This window comes from Actinosynnema sp. NPDC004786, assembly GCF_053601135.1.
Genome location: NZ_JBSGBG010000041.1, coordinates 78,382 through 92,469, shown reverse-complemented (window position 1 = coordinate 92,469; position 14,088 = coordinate 78,382). Strand labels below are relative to the sequence as shown.

13 protein-coding genes are annotated in these 14,088 nt (G+C 74.3%); 8 read left to right on the top strand and 5 right to left on the bottom strand.

Features of this window, described 5'->3' with window-relative positions; translation table 11 throughout:
• Positions 1 to 32: 32 nt before the first annotated feature.
• The 3 genes from rox to ACWEFJ_RS30165 form a co-directional block, all read right to left on the bottom strand.
• Positions 33 to 1,478, bottom strand: coding sequence for a rifampin monooxygenase (rox, locus tag ACWEFJ_RS30175; protein ID WP_449715777.1), 1,446 nt, complete (start codon positions 1,476 to 1,478; stop codon positions 33 to 35).
• Positions 1,479 to 1,617: 139 nt separating this feature from the next.
• The gene (locus ACWEFJ_RS30170; protein WP_449715776.1) at positions 1,618 to 2,508 is read right to left on the bottom strand and encodes an AraC family transcriptional regulator; all 891 of its coding nucleotides are present in this window, start codon (positions 2,506 to 2,508) and stop codon (positions 1,618 to 1,620) included.
• A gap of 26 nt (positions 2,509 to 2,534) precedes the next feature.
• Positions 2,535 to 2,960, bottom strand: a complete 426-nt coding sequence (locus tag ACWEFJ_RS30165; RefSeq protein WP_449715775.1) for a cupin domain-containing protein — start codon at positions 2,958 to 2,960, stop codon at positions 2,535 to 2,537.
• 186 nt (positions 2,961 to 3,146) lie between these two features.
• On the opposite strand from ACWEFJ_RS30165, the gene ACWEFJ_RS30160 reads away from it, so the two are divergent.
• From ACWEFJ_RS30160 to ACWEFJ_RS30140, 5 genes are all read left to right on the top strand, one after another.
• Positions 3,147 to 3,728 carry a helix-turn-helix domain-containing protein gene (locus tag ACWEFJ_RS30160; protein WP_378093221.1) on the top strand — a complete coding sequence of 194 codons (582 nt, stop codon included), beginning with the start codon at positions 3,147 to 3,149 and terminating at the stop codon, positions 3,726 to 3,728.
• 218 nt (positions 3,729 to 3,946) lie between these two features.
• Positions 3,947 to 5,482, top strand: a complete 1,536-nt coding sequence (locus ACWEFJ_RS30155; RefSeq protein ID WP_378093219.1) for a PucR family transcriptional regulator — start codon at positions 3,947 to 3,949, stop codon at positions 5,480 to 5,482.
• A 119-nt stretch (positions 5,483 to 5,601) separates the two neighbouring features.
• Positions 5,602 to 6,861, top strand: a complete 1,260-nt coding sequence (locus ACWEFJ_RS30150; RefSeq protein ID WP_449715774.1) for an NAD(P)/FAD-dependent oxidoreductase — start codon at positions 5,602 to 5,604, stop codon at positions 6,859 to 6,861.
• A 22-nt stretch (positions 6,862 to 6,883) separates the two neighbouring features.
• Positions 6,884 to 7,066 (top strand): hypothetical protein, encoded by a 183-nt coding sequence (locus ACWEFJ_RS30145; protein WP_378093215.1) that lies wholly within the window; start codon positions 6,884 to 6,886, stop codon positions 7,064 to 7,066.
• 151 nt (positions 7,067 to 7,217) lie between these two features.
• On the top strand, positions 7,218 to 7,715 hold the full coding sequence (locus tag ACWEFJ_RS30140; protein ID WP_449715773.1) for a GreA/GreB family elongation factor: 498 nt from the start codon (positions 7,218 to 7,220) through the stop codon (positions 7,713 to 7,715).
• Positions 7,716 to 7,746: 31 nt separating this feature from the next.
• Here ACWEFJ_RS30140 and ACWEFJ_RS30135 read toward each other — a convergent pair whose 3' ends face one another.
• The gene (locus tag ACWEFJ_RS30135) at positions 7,747 to 8,097 is read right to left on the bottom strand and encodes a carboxymuconolactone decarboxylase family protein (protein WP_449715772.1); all 351 of its coding nucleotides are present in this window, start codon (positions 8,095 to 8,097) and stop codon (positions 7,747 to 7,749) included.
• Between the two features lie 77 nt (positions 8,098 to 8,174).
• Between ACWEFJ_RS30135 and ACWEFJ_RS30130 the strand changes: the two genes are divergently transcribed.
• Positions 8,175 to 9,230 (top strand): LacI family DNA-binding transcriptional regulator, encoded by a 1,056-nt coding sequence (locus tag ACWEFJ_RS30130; protein WP_378093209.1) that lies wholly within the window; start codon positions 8,175 to 8,177, stop codon positions 9,228 to 9,230.
• Here the strand turns inward: ACWEFJ_RS30130 and ACWEFJ_RS30125 are convergent.
• Positions 9,215 to 10,669 (bottom strand): glycoside hydrolase family 43 protein, encoded by a 1,455-nt coding sequence (locus ACWEFJ_RS30125; RefSeq protein WP_449715771.1) that lies wholly within the window; start codon positions 10,667 to 10,669, stop codon positions 9,215 to 9,217. The genes ACWEFJ_RS30130 and ACWEFJ_RS30125 overlap by 16 nt on opposite strands.
• A 343-nt stretch (positions 10,670 to 11,012) precedes the next feature.
• Here ACWEFJ_RS30125 and ACWEFJ_RS30120 point away from each other — a divergent pair, with 343 nt between their 5' ends.
• Both ACWEFJ_RS30120 and ACWEFJ_RS30115 read left to right on the top strand, forming a co-directional pair.
• Positions 11,013 to 13,130, top strand: a complete 2,118-nt coding sequence (locus ACWEFJ_RS30120) for a cellulase family glycosylhydrolase (RefSeq protein ID WP_449715770.1) — start codon at positions 11,013 to 11,015, stop codon at positions 13,128 to 13,130.
• Positions 13,131 to 13,504: 374 nt separating this feature from the next.
• On the top strand, positions 13,505 to 14,038 hold the full coding sequence (locus ACWEFJ_RS30115; protein WP_449715769.1) for an EF-hand domain-containing protein: 534 nt from the start codon (positions 13,505 to 13,507) through the stop codon (positions 14,036 to 14,038).
• Positions 14,039 to 14,088 lie beyond the last annotated feature (50 nt).

Here is a 14,088-nt window from a genome sequence, read left to right as displayed (position 1 = left end):
GTGCGGGCCCCGGCCCGCACCGCGCCGCCCGGTCACACCACAGCCTCCGAGGGCGCGCCGAACCACCGGGCCAGGTGGCCGGCCAGGTCCGCCTGTTCGTCGCCCACCCACGCCACGTGGCCGTCCGGCCGCAGCAGCAAGGCCGGCACGTGCAGCTCCTCGCTGACCTCCACGACGTGGTCGACCCGGTCCGCCCACCCCGCCACGGACAGGCTGCCGGTCTGGTCGAGCAACAGCCCCCGGCCCCCGTGCATCAGCCCGTAGAGGCGGCCCCGCTTCAGCGCCACGTCGCGCATCCGCCTGCCGACCAGCTCGTGCCCCTCGCCCGAGCCCGACCCGAAGTCGTAGCGCACCCCGATCGCGGTGACCTTCTCGATCAGGTGGCGGCGCACCACCTCGAAGTCCATCAGCTCCGACACCAGCCGCCGCACCGCCCGCGCGCCCGGCTCGGTGGACAGCAGCTCCATCTGCGCGCGGGTGTTGTCCAGGACGTCCGCCGCCACCGGCCGGCGCTCGGCCTCGTAGGTGTCCAGCAGCCCCTCCGGAGCCCAGCCGGCGACCTCGGCGGCGAGCTTCCAGCCCAGGTTCACCGCGTCCTGCACGCCCAGGTTGAGCCCTTGGCCGCCGGTCGGCGGGTGGACGTGCGCGGCGTCGCCCGCGAGCAGCACCCGGCCGACCCGGTAGCGCTCGGCCAGCCTGGTGGCGTCGGTGAACCGGGACAGCCAGCGCGGCGAGCGCACGCCGAAGTCGGTGCCGGCGACCGCCCGCAGCCGCCGCCGGAACTCCTCGAAGGTCGGCGGCACGGCGCGGTCCTCGGCCACCCCCTCGGCGGGCACGACGACGCGGTACGCGCCGTCCTCCAACGGCCCGAGGCCGAACCGCTTCTCGGTCTCGCGGACCCTGGCGACCACGGCGGCGACCTCCGCCGCGGGCGCGGCCACCTCCATCTCGCCCAGCAGCGTCTCCACCCGGGCGGCCTCGCCGGGGAAGCCGACGCCGAGCAGCTTGCGCACCGTGCTGCGGCCGCCGTCGCAACCGACCAGGAACCGGGCCCGCAGCCGCCCGCCGTCGGCCGACTCGACCGTCACGCCCTCGTCGTCCTGGTCCAGCCCGACCAGCTCCCACCCGCGCCGCGTCCCGACGCCCAGTTCCGCGGCACGGTCGGCCAGCAGGCGGTCGATCCTGGGCTGCGGGATGCCGAGCACGTACCCGTGCGCCGTGTCCAGGGTCGGCGAGGGCTTCTCGATACCCGCGAAGAATCCGCCGACCGGGTGTTTCCGGCCCTGTTCCAGGAAACGCTCCAGGACCCCGCGCTGGTCCATCAGCTCGATGCTGCGCACGTGCAGGCCGAGGGCCCGGACGACCTTCGTCGGCTCCGGGTCCCGGTCCACCACGAGCACGCGCACGCCGTGCAGCCGCAGTTCGCAGGCCAGCATCAACCCGGTCGGACCCGCCCCGGCAACGATCACGTCGAACATGTACCGCCCAATTCCTCGTCGTGTTTTCCGGCGCATTCGGACCCACGTGGTGCGGGAATTGTGCGGCGGCACCGGGGCCTTGCCGCAAGACCCCCTGTGTGCTATATGTTGAACACGGCGGGGGAAATGGTTTTCGGCATCAGGGCAGCGCCGGCGCGGAGGCGCGCAGCCTCGTCGCGTCCCGGCTGGGCGGCTCGCCGAACTGCCGCCGGTACTCGCGGCTGAACTGCGACGGGCTGTCGTACCCGACGCGGTGGCCGACGCCGGTGATGTCGTGGGGGTGGGCGGCGAGCAGCAGCCGGGCCTGCTGGAGCCGGATCTGCTTCTGGAACTGGATCGGGCTCATCGCGGTGACGGCCTGGAAGTTGCGGTGGAACGCGGACACGCTCATGCCGGCCAGCCGGGCGACGTCCTCCACCCGGAACGACCGCGCGTAGTGGTCGCGGATCCAACGCACCGCGCGGGCGATGTGGGTGAGGCCGCTGTCGGCGAGGCCGAGCTGGCGCACCGCCGCGCCGTGCGCGCCGGTGACGACCCGCCAGAGGACCTCGCGCTTGACCAGCGGCGCGAGCACCGCCCGGTCGCGCGGCCGGTCGAGCAGGCGCAGCAGCCGGACCACCGCGTCGAGCAGCTCGTCGGACGCGTCGCCGACGGCCAGGCCGGGCGGCGTGCCGTCGACGCGCGGCAGGTCGTCCGGCGCCGCGTGCAGCAGCAGTTCGGCGATCACCGCCGGGCGCAGGACCAGGCCGAAGCCCAACGCCGGCCGATCGGGGTCGATGTCGGTGTAGTGACCGGTGATCGGCATGTCGACGGAGGCGACCAGGTACTGCCCCGCGCCGTACTCGTGCACGCGGTCGCCCAGCGCGACCCGCTTGCGGCCCTGCGCGACGACGGCGAGCACCGTGCCCGTCATCGCGGGCGACGGCGGCTCGGCCCGGTCGACCTTGGAGACCAGCACGTCCTCGATCGCCGTGGTCAGGTCCGGCCGGGCGTGGCGGGTGATCAGGTCGCGCAGCTCGTCGAGGCTCACCCGTCGATCCAAGCACCCCGCACCGGTTACTCGAACGGGCATCCGGGGTTCGGCGCGTCCACCGCCAACGCGCTGCCCACCGGGTTCACGTACAGCGCCCGCAGGACCAGCGGCTCCGACCCCAGGTTGCGTCCGATGTGGACGTACCCCGTCCCGCTCGCCTCGGAGATCGCCCGGCCCGGGCGGTACACGCCGTCCACCGAGCAGTCGTCGCGGTAGTGGGTCAACGTGCCCGCCTCCACCACGCCGAACACCGGGCCGGGGTGGTAGTGCCACCCCGTCGCCCCGCCGGGCGCGATGGTGATCTCCCGGACCACGTACTCGCGATCGCCGACGACCTGCCGGAACACCGTGACGGCGCCGACCCCGGTGCCCGGCGTGGCTTCCGCCGCCGGGACGAGCGCCACACCCAGGACCACCGCCGCCAACGCCCGCACCGCAACCCTCGGCATGGTTCCAGCATCCTCGCGCCCGCCGCCGCGTCACGGAGCACCACCCGGTCGGACGATCGGCGCCGCTCGATCAGCGCATCCCGAACCGCGCCTCCGCCGACGGCGGATCCACTGTGGACTCGTCCGGCGGGCCGCCTCCCGCCCGGACCCGCTCGGGAACGCCCCGACGTGGCAGGATCGGGCGTCATGGCGGACGAGGCGGAGCAGGTGCTCGACGCGGTCGGCTCCCGGTTGCGCGCCCTGCGCAGGCAGCGCGGGTTGACCCTGGCCGAGCTGTCGGCCGCGACCGGGACGTCGGAGAGCACCCTGTCCCGGCTGGAGAGCGGCGGGCGGCGGCCCACGCTGGAACTCCTGCTGCCGCTGGCGCGGGTGTACGGGGTGCCGCTGGACGACCTGGTCGGCGCGCCGCGCACCGGCGACCCGCGGATCCACCTGCGGCCGATCCACCGCCACGGGATGACGTTCATCCCGCTCACCCGCCGCGCGGGCGGCGTGCAGGCGTTCAAGATGCTCATCCCGAGCCGCCCGGAACCGGCCGAGCCGACACCGCAGGCGCACGACGGCTACGAGTGGGTGTACGTCCTCGACGGACGGCTCCGGCTGGTGGTCGGCGACCGGGACCTGGTGCTGTCGGCCGGCGAGGCGGCCGAGTTCGACACCGCGCTGCCGCACTGGCTGGGCTCCGCCGACGGCCGGGCCGTCGAGACGCTGGTCCTGTTCGGGCCGCAGGGGGAACGGGCGCACGTGCGGGCGCGCTCGGCGCGGTAACCGGGGGCGTGTGCCGGCGGGGCTGTTCCGCCCGACCCGAGGAGACCGCGCCCCGCACGCCGGCGAGGGCCGTGGTGCGGGACCCGTCCGGCCGGGTCCGCGCGGGTGGCGCCGGCGAAGGGGCTCGACGTGCCCCCGGTTCCGCCGGGGCCTGCGCCGGTGTGGCCGTCCCACCCGCCGGTTACGGTGGGTGGTCGGCGTCGGACAGGGGATGGGTCATGATCAGGTTGGACCGCCTGGTGAACGTGCTGGGTGGCTACGGGGTGCGGCTGGCGTGCTGCCCGGTGCCGCGCTCGACCGAGCTGCGCAGCGTGGTGATGCGCGAGTCCACCGACGCCCGCGCGGTCGACGGCGACGTGTTCCTGGCCGTGGGCGCGGGCTCCGTGGCGCGCGCCGTGGAGTGGGCGGTGGCGGCGCGGGCCGGCGTGGTGCTGGTGCACGGCGACGCCGACGTCGAGCGCGAGGCCGCCCGGCTGGGCGAGGTCGAGGGCGTCGCGGTGATGGTGGTCGAGCCCGCCGTCTCGTGGAGCCAGTTGGCCGGCGTGGTCTACGGGCTCGTGCTGGAGGGGCGCGAGACCGAGTCCGGTCGCGGCCCCACCGACCTGTTCGCGCTCGCCGACAGCCTGGCCGTCGCGGTGGGCGGCGCGGTCACCATCGAGGACCGGTCCTCGCGCGTGCTGGCGTACTCCCGGTCCCAGCAGGGGGCCGACCGGGCGAGGCTGGAGACCATCCTGGGCCGGCAGGCGCCGGACGAGCTGCGGGCGCTGTTCGAGGCACGCGGGGTGTTCGCGCACCTGGCGGCGCACGATTCGCCGGTGTTCGTCGAGCAGGACCCGGAGCACGGGCTGACCGGGCGCATGGCGGTGGCGGTGCGCGCGGGCCGGGAGCTGCTGGGGTCGGTGTGGGTGACGTGCGGCAGCCCGTTGACCGGGGCCCGGTGCGCCGCGCTGGCGGACGGGGCCCGCACGGTGGCGCTGCACCTGCTCCGCTGGCGGGCCAGCGCGGACCTGGAGCGGCAGGTCGAGTCCGACCTGGCCCTGCGCCTGCTGGAGGGCACGGCGGACGCCGCCACGGTGCTGAGCAGGCTCGGCCTGCCGCAGGGACCGCTGCGGGTCATCGCCGTGCGCGCCCGGATCGCCGCCGAGCGGCACGCCGCGCTGCTGCTGGCGTTCGAACGGGCCACCACCGGGTTCGGCTGGTCCCGGCCCGGCCGCAGCACCCTGTCGGGCAACACGCTCTACACGATCCTGCCCGGCGAGCGGACCTCGACCGCCCGCGAGTGGGTGGCCATGCTGCGCGCCGCGCTGCCCGCCGAGGTCACGGTGACCGCCGGCATCGGCGGCACGGCCACCGCGACCGACCTGCCGGCGGGCCGGCAGGAGGCCGACGAGTGCCTCGCGCTGCACGAGGCGCGCCCACCGGACTCGCTGCCCCCGGCGTACGACGAGTCGTGGGACGACATCCTGCTCCAGCGGTTGCGGGCGGCGGCCCGCGCGGGCCGCACCCCGGCCCGGGGACCGGTGACCGAGTTGCGCCGCCACGACGAGCAGCACGCCACGCACTACGTGGCCACCCTGCGGGCGTGGCTGGAGGCGCAGGGCGACCTGGGCGCGGCGGGCGACCGGCTGGGCGTGCACCCGAACACCATCCGCTACCGGCTGCGCAAGATGGCCGAGGTGACCGCGCTCGACCTGGACGACCCGCGCAAGCGGCTCGCCATGATCATCGACCTGGCCGCGGCCGAGAGCGGCTGACCACCACTCGCTGTCGGGTTCCGACAAAGCCACCCCGCCGGATTGTCGACGGCGGACAACAGGGTGGCGTGCCTTTCCGGCGATGCTGGCTTCGACAGCAGCACTCGGTGGAGGTGGTCATGGTCGACGTCGAACGCATCGACGGCGGGCCGCGGACGGCGGTCGTGGTCGGCGCGGGCATCGTGGGCCTGTCTACGGCGTGGTTCCTGCAGGAGCGCGGCGTCGAGGTGACCGTGGTCGACCGGACGTCGATCGCGGCGGGAGCGTCGTGGGGCAACGCCGGGTGGATCGCGCCCGGCCTGGCGATCCCGCTCAACGAGCCGTCGGTGCTGCGCTACGGCCTGCGGTCGCTGCTCAGCCCGACCGCGCCCCTGCACATCCCGCCCAGGGTCGACCCCGGCCTGTGGTCGTTCCTGCTGAGGTTCGCGGCGCACTGCCGCTGGTCGTCGTGGACCCGCGCGGTCCGGGCCAACCTGCCGCTCAACGAGGAGAGCTTCGAGGCGTTCGACGTGCTCACGGCCAACGGCGTGGACGTCGCCACGGTGGACGCGCCGATCACGGCCGGCTTCACGAGCCCGGCGCGGGCGCAGGGGCTGCTGCGCGAGCTGAGCCGGATGGCCGACGCCGGGCAGCGCGTCGACCACGTCGAACTCGACGCCGACGGGCTCCGCGAGCACGTGCCCCTGGCCTCGCCCGCGCTCACCGCCGGCGTCCGCGTCGACGGGCAGCGCTACACCGACCCCGGCGCGTTCGTGCAGGCCCTGGCGCGTGCCGTGGTCGCGCGCGGCGCGACGATCCGCCTGTTCGAGGTGGTCGACCTGCGCACCCACGCCCGGGGCGTGACCGTCCACCCGCGCAAGGGCAAGGCCGTCGCCGCCGACGTCGCCGTGGTCGCCACCGGCGCGTGGCTGACCGGGCTCGCGAAGCGGTTGGGCGTGCGCGTGCCGGTGCGCGCGGGCCGCGGCTACTCGTTCACCGTGCCCGTGGAACGCCCCGTCCCCGGCCCGGTCTACCTGCCCGACGTGCGGGTGGCGTGCACGCCGTACCAGGACGGCCTGCGCGTGGCGGGCACGATGGAGTTCCGCGACCCCGACGCGCCCGGCGTGGGCGCCCGGCTCGAAGCGATCATCGCCTCCGCCCGGCCCCTGCTCGACGGCGTGCGCTGGGAGCAGCGCCGCGACGTGTGGGTCGGGCCGCGGCCGGTCACCCCGGACGGGCGCGCCCTGATCGGCGCGGTGCGCGCGCCGCACGTCTACGTCGCGGCCGGGCACGGCATGTGGGGGCTCGCCCAGGGCCCGGTCACCGGTCGGCTGCTGGCGGAGCAGATCACCACCGGCAAGCAGCCGGAAGCGCTGCGGCCCTTCGACCCCTTGCGTTGACCGAACACCGCTGGGAGACCCCATGGACACCCCGAGTTCCGGCGGCCCGCTCACCGACGACGAACGCGACGAGCTGGCCTGGCTGCGCGCGGAGAACGCGTTCCTGCGCGTGCAGCGGGACGTGCTCACCCGCATCGCCAGCGGCTACGCCCACGACGTCGAGGTCATCCTCGGCCGGCGGGCCGCCGACACGTCGCCGCGCTGAGCCACGACCACCACCCCGTCCGAGGGGCCGGAGGCGATCGAGAACCCGGCGCCGCGGACACCCTCCGCCGTCAGGGCGGCCCCCACCTCCCCGGCCGCCCTGACGGCAACCCCTGTCCACATCCACCTCTTCGAGCCACACGAGGGCCATCATGACCAGCACCCACCCCGGTACCCGACGCGTCTGGCTGAGCGTCGAAGCGCACCAGCGGCTGCGGGCCGAACTCGCCGGCCTGTTGGCGGCCGGCGCGACGCCGACCTTCGAGAGCGGCGACGCCGAGGAGCGTGGCGCGATGTCGAACCGGCAGCGCGAGGAGCGCATCCGCGAGGTCCAGGAACTGCTCAACAACGCGGTCGTGGGCCAGGACCCGCCCGACGACGGCGTCGCCGAACCCGGCATGGTGCTCACCGTCCGGTACGACGACATCGACGACACGGAGACGTTCCTGCTCGGCATGCGCGCCGTCGAGCACGGCGACCTGGAGGTCTACTCGCCGGACTCGCCGTTGGGCGCGGCCCTGTGCGGGGCACGTCCCGGCGAGCAGCGGACCTACCACGCGCCCGGCGGCAAGACCATCGCCGTCACGCTGCTGAAGGCCGTGCCGTACGGGCACCACGCCGCCGGCGGCCGGACCGCGCCGGACGCGTGAGGCGCCCGGCGCGGCCTTCGCCCCCGACGTGTCACCGCCACTGCTCGGCGGGCGAGACGCCGGGACGCGGCTTGCCGATGAGCGCGAGCGGGATGAAGAAGCACACCTGGCCGATCGCCAGGGCCAGCGTGGCGAGCGCCTTCTCGTCGTAGTGCGCGGAGGCCGACGCGTACAGCTCGTCCGGGACGCGCTCGCCGTGGGGGTTCGGGGTCAGGACCGCCTCGACGAGCGCGAGCGCCGCGCGTTCGGCGGCGGTGAAGTTGGGCGCGTCCCGCCAGGGCGCCACGGCGGTGACGCGCTCCTCCGACTCGCCGGCCCGGCGCAGGTTGCCGGTGTGCAGCACGGTCAGGCACGTGCTGCCCACGAGCTGACCGGCCCGCAAGATGTGACCGCCCGCCGGCTGGCCGCGCGGCAGCGTGGAAACTTTCGGCGCGGGGTGCGGAAACGTAGACTGGGCCGGTGACCGAGGACGAGCACGCGCCGGGCGGGTCCTCGCGGCCCGTCACCATCTCCTACATCGCCGAGACGGCCGGCGTGTCCGTGCCCACGGTGTCCAAGGTGATCAACGGGCGGGCCGGGGTGTCGGCGGGCACGCGGGCCCGGGTCGAGGCGCTGATCACCGAGTACGGCTACCGGAAGTCGAGTGCGCCGAGCCGCAGCAACCAGCTCGACCTCGTGTTCGACGAGCTGGAGGGCATGTGGGGCGTCGAGATCATCCGCGGGGTGCAGCGGGCGGCGCGCAAGAACCGGGTCGGGGTCGTGCTGTCGGAGTTCGGCCCGCAGCGCAACGCGATCCGGTACTGGATCGACGACGCGCTCGACCGCCGGCCCGCCTGCGTCGTCACGGTCGCGCAGCTCTCCCCGGAGGAGCGTGACCGGTTGCGCGCCAGGGGCATCCCGTTCGTGGTGTTCGACCCGACCTCGGAACTGCCCGACGACGTGCCGTTCGTCGGCGCGACGAACTGGAGCGGCGGCCGGTCGGCCACCCGCCACCTGACCTCGCTCGGCCACCGCCGCGTCGCCATGGTCGCGGGCCCGGACGACGTCCTGTGCTGCCGCGCCCGGTTCGACGGCTACCGCGCCGCCCTCGACGCGGCGGGGCTCCCGGTGGACCCCGCGCTGGTGGTGCGCGCGGAGCTGACCCAGGAGGCGGGCCACGCGGCGGCCGCCGACCTCCTCGGCCGCCCGGACCGCCCGACCGCCGTGTTCGCGTGCAACGACCTCCAGGCGCTGGGGGTGTACCAGGCCGCCCGCGAGGCCGGGCTGCGGATCCCGGACGACCTCAGCGTGGTCGGCTTCGACGACCTGCCCGTGGCGGCGCTGGTCGACCCGCCGCTGACCACCGTGCGCCAACCGCTCGTGGAGATGGCGGCCGCCGCCACCGAGCTGGCCCTCGCCCTCGGCCGCGGCGAGGAGCCGCCGCAGGTCGGGCTGGAACTGGCGACCACCCTGACGGTCCGGCGGAGCACCGCCCCGCCGGACGACCGGAGCGCCGCGGGTCAGACCGGCTCGTAGTCGAACCAGTCGAAGTGGACGGTCCCGCGGGTGGCGTACATGCCGATGACCCGCCCGGTGAACCCGCCCGCCACCTCGGTGGACAGGTACCGCCCGTCCAGCGACGCCAGTTCGGTCCGCGTGCCGTCCGCGCCGACGACCGCGAGGCTCACCACGTCGGGTCCCGTCCGGGAGTCGGCCACCACGCGGTTCCCGGTGATCCCGACCTCCAGCACGACCTCGCCGGGGCCGGCCGGCGCGGCGCCGACCAGGCAGCGCAACGGCCCGATCCGCGCATACGCGCTCACCTGCCCGTCGGCCACCTCGATGGCGTAGTGGTGCCGCTCGTCCAGCCGCACGACCAGGCCGCCGCTGCCCTCGGTCGGGTCGACCGCGGCGCGGGCGCGGCACGACAGGTGCTGCTGGCGGCGTCCGACGAAGGTCACGTCGAGGTCGTCCAGCGAACCGCCGGCCGCGCGGAGGGTGAGCCGGCCGGGCCGCGCCTCGGTGGTGCAGTGCCCGGGGGAGCGGTGGCGCAGCGAGATCCAGCGCGGGTGCAGGTCGGGCTTGTCGAAGTCGTCCCGGATAGGCTCGGCCGGTGCCGCGGCGGTGCCGGGCACCAGGTCGCCGACCACCGGCCACCCGTCGTCCCACCGCACCGGCGCGAGGAACGTCTCCCGCCCCAGCACGTGCCACCCCGGCGTGCCGCCGCGCGGGCGCACGCCCAGCAGCACCATCCACCACCGGCCGTCGGGCGCCTGCACGAGGTCGGCGTGACCGGTGTTCTGCACGGGGTGGTCGGTGCCGCGGTGGGTCAGGACCGGGTTCGCGGGGCACGGCTCGAACGGGCCGTTGACCGTGCGGGCGCGGGCGATCGACACGGCGTGGCCGCGTTCCGTGCCGCCCTCGGCGATCAGCAGGTACCAGTGGTCGCCGACCTTGTGCAGGTGCGGCGCCTCGGGGGCCTTGGCGCCCGGCGCGCCGGACCAGAGCCGCACGGGCTCGCCCAGCGTCTCGCCGGTGGTCGGGTCGATGCGGACCTGCGCCACCCCGGCGTAGGTGCACCAGCAGTTGCCGTCCTCGTCCCACGCCAGGTCGGGGTCGATGCCGTGGACGCCGGGCAGCCGCACCGGGTCCGACCAGGGGCCGGCCGGGTCCTCGGCGTGGACCAGCAGGTTGCCGTCGCCCTGCACGTTGGTGACGACGAGCCAGAACCGGCCGTCGTGGTGGCGCAGGGTGGGGGCGTAGATCCCGCCGGAGGACACCGTGCCCTCGGGCAGGCGCAACTGCTCCGGCCGGTCCAGCGCGTTGCCGATCTGCACCCAGTCGACCAGGTCCCGGCTGTGGAAGATCGGCACGCCGGGGAAGTACTCGAAGCTGGAGCACGCGAGGTAGTAGTCGTCGCCCGCGCGGCAGATGCTCGGGTCGGGGTGGAACCCCGGGATGATCGGGCTGCTCATCTCACCGTCTTCACGTCCGGAACCTGGGGCCGGCAGAAATATTTCTGCGCCGATCAGCGCAATTTTCCACCGATCGGCACGCTACCGACGCGTCGCAGATGGCGTCAACGGTCGCCCTCAGGCCGAAGATCGCGTTCCGGGATTCGACGCGCGTTCGACCATCCCGTTCGACAACGCGCAGGTAGGAGCCGATGCGGGCGATTGACGCCCGGCTCGCGGGCTGAGTAGCATCCGACATCAGAAAGTTTCTCTCTCGAATCGAGAAACTTTCTAAGCGTCAGCGACCGGTTGTTCGGCGAGTACCCGCGACCACGTACCACCGACAGCAAGGGACAGTGAAGTCTTGAGCGCGCACGACACACGGAAGCTCCCCCGGCGGCTCGCCGTCGCCCTGGCCGCGGTGGTGGTGACGGCGATGGTCCCGACCGCCGCCGTCCAAGCGGCCACCGGCGCGCCACCGGCCGCCCATGCCGGGCCCGGCGCGAACGCGCAGTCGGTCGCGGGAGTGCGGTCGGCCGCCCAGGCGGTGCACGGGCAGGCGGCGGGGTGTCGCGTCGACTACGCGGTGCAGGCGCAGTGGACCGGCGGCTTCACCGCCGCCGTGACCGTCACGAACCTCGGCGACCCGGTCACCGGCTGGCGCGTCGGCTGGGCGTTCACCGCCGGGCAACGCGTCACGCAGGCGTGGAACGCGACCGTCACCACCTCCGGCGCGCAGGTCACCGCGACCAACGCGAGCTACAACGCGTCCATCCCCACCAACGCCTCGGTCTCGTTCGGCTTCAACGGGTCGTGGTCGGGCGGCAACCCCGCGCCGACCGCGTTCACGCTCAACGGCGTCACCTGCACCGGCCGGGAGGAGCCGCAGCCGGGCGACGCGATGGCGACCGTGGCCGCGATGCAGCCCGGCTGGAACCTCGGCAACACCCTCGACGCGATCCCCGACGAGACCTCCTGGGGCAACCCGCGCACGACCCAGGCGCTGCTGCGCCACGTGCGCTCCCAGGGCTACAAGAGCATCCGGCTCCCGATCACCTGGAGCAACCACCACGGCCCCGCGCCGGACTACGCCATCGACCCGGCCTGGCTGGACCGCGTCCGCGAGGTGGTCGACTGGTCGCTGGCCGAGGGCTTCCACGTGATGATCAACCTGCACCACGACTCGTGGCAGTGGATCGACACCTACCCGACGGACCGGGCGAACGTGCTGGCCAGGTACACCGCGCTGTGGTCCCAGATCGCGACCGCGTTCCGGGACCACCCCGCCGGGCTCGTGTTCGAGAACATCAACGAGCCGCAGTTCGCCGGCGCCACCGGCGACGAGCAGGAATACCAGGCCCTGCACGAGCTGAACGCCGAGTTCCACCGGATCGTGCGCGGCTCCGGCGGCGGCAACGCCACCCGGCTGCTCGTGCTGCCCACCCTCCACACGAACGCCGACCAGGGCCGCCTGGACGCGTTCCTGGCGGGCTACGACCGGTTGCGCGACCCCAACATCGCGGCGACCGTCCACTTCTACGGCTTCTGGCCGTTCAGCGTGAACATCGCCGGGTTCACCCGGTTCAACGCCGAGGTCGAGCAGGACCTCGTCGGCACGTTCGACCGGGTGCGCGACTCGTTCGTCGCCCGCGGCATCCCCGTGATCATCGGCGAGTGGGCGCTGCTCAACTACGACCACACCCGGCCCGGCGTCATCGAGCGGGGCGAGTTCCTGAAGTTCCTGGAGGCGGTCGGCCACCACGCCCGCACGCGCGGGCTCACCACGATGCTCTGGGACGCGGGCCAGTTCCTGAACCGCGTCGAGCTGCGCTGGCGCGACCAGGGCCTGCACGACCTGATCAAGGCGAGCTGGACCACCCGCTCCGGCACGGCGTCGTCCGACCGGGTGCACGTGCCGGGGACCGGCGCGATCACCGCCGAGTCGCTGACGCTCAACCTCAACGGCACCGCGTTCCGGGGCCTGCGGCACAACGGCGCGGACCTGGTCCAGGGCACGGACTACACGCTGTCGGGCACCACGGTGACGTTCACCCCGGCCGCCCTGACCAGGCTCGTCGGGAGCCGGGCCCACGGGGTCAACGCGACCGTCGAGGCGCGGTTCTCGCAGGGCGTGCCGTGGTCGATCGACATCATCACGTCCGACCCGCCGACCCAGGCGGCGGCGACCGGCACCACCGCGTCGTTCGCCGTCCCCACCCTGTTCCGCGGCGACCAGCTCGCCACCATGGAGGCCGTGTACGCCGACGGCAGCCCGGCGGGACCGGCGAACTGGACCCCGTTCAAGGAGTTCTGGCAGCACTTCCAGCCCGACTACGCCACGGGCAGGCTGATCCTGAAGCCGGAGTTCTTCGCCGAGGTCGCCGACGGCGTCGTCACCCTCACGTTCCACTTCTGGAGCGGCGCGCGCACGACCTACCGCATCACCAAGACCGGCGACCAGGTCACCGGCGCTCCCGCCTGACCGGCACCGGCGGGTGCCCGGCCCCTCGGTCGCGGCGCCCGCCGGTCGGCTCGGTCGCGGCCGCTCACCCGATCCGTGCCACGGCCTCCGCGGGTCGCCGTGGGTGCCCGCGCCGACACCGTCACCCCTCCGTCTTCGACCTGACGCCCCCGCCCGACCAGGCGGCCGAGGGCTACCGGGCCAGGGACGACCGTCGCGCGATCAAGACCCTCTTCACCCTCTGATGACGACGGTCCTGTTCGGACCGCCCTCACCGGGTGACGTCGCGGGCGGGCCCCTTACCCCTGATCAGGGCAATGACTGGACGCCGTGCGCGCGGTATGCCGGAGTCGGGCCGCGCGGGCGGACCTCTCGTCGAGATCAGGAGCGAACCCATGGTCACCGAACTCCAGCAGCGCAAGTTCGAGCAGCACTTCGACCGGTACGACGCCAACGGCGACGGCGTCCTCGACCAGTCCGACATCGACCGCCTGGTCCAGGGCTGGTGCGTCAGCTTCGGCGCGACACCCGGCTCGGAGCAGTGGCGCGAGGTCACCAGGAAGGCCAACAAGTTCTGGCAGGAGCTGGAAGGGCACGCGGACGGCTCCGGCGACAAGGTGGTCACCAAGGAGGAGTGGGTGGCGGCGCACGACAACCCCGGCTTCATCGAGGACGTCGCGATCCCGTTGGCGCAGACCACGTTCGAGCTCGGCGACACCGACGGCGACGGCCGGGTGTCGCTCAACGAGTGGATGACCCTCCAGAGCGCGTCCGGGGTGGGCCAGGTCGAGGCGCTGGAGATGTTCCAGAAGCTCGACGGCGACGGTGACGGCTTCGTCACCACCGACGAGCACGCCGCGGCGATCCGCGACTTCTACCGGAGCACCGACCCGGACTCGGTCGGCAACCAGCTCGCCGGCCGCGTGTAGCCGCCGCGCCGGGGGCCGGGCGACGTGCCGGCCCCCGGCGCGACTCACGC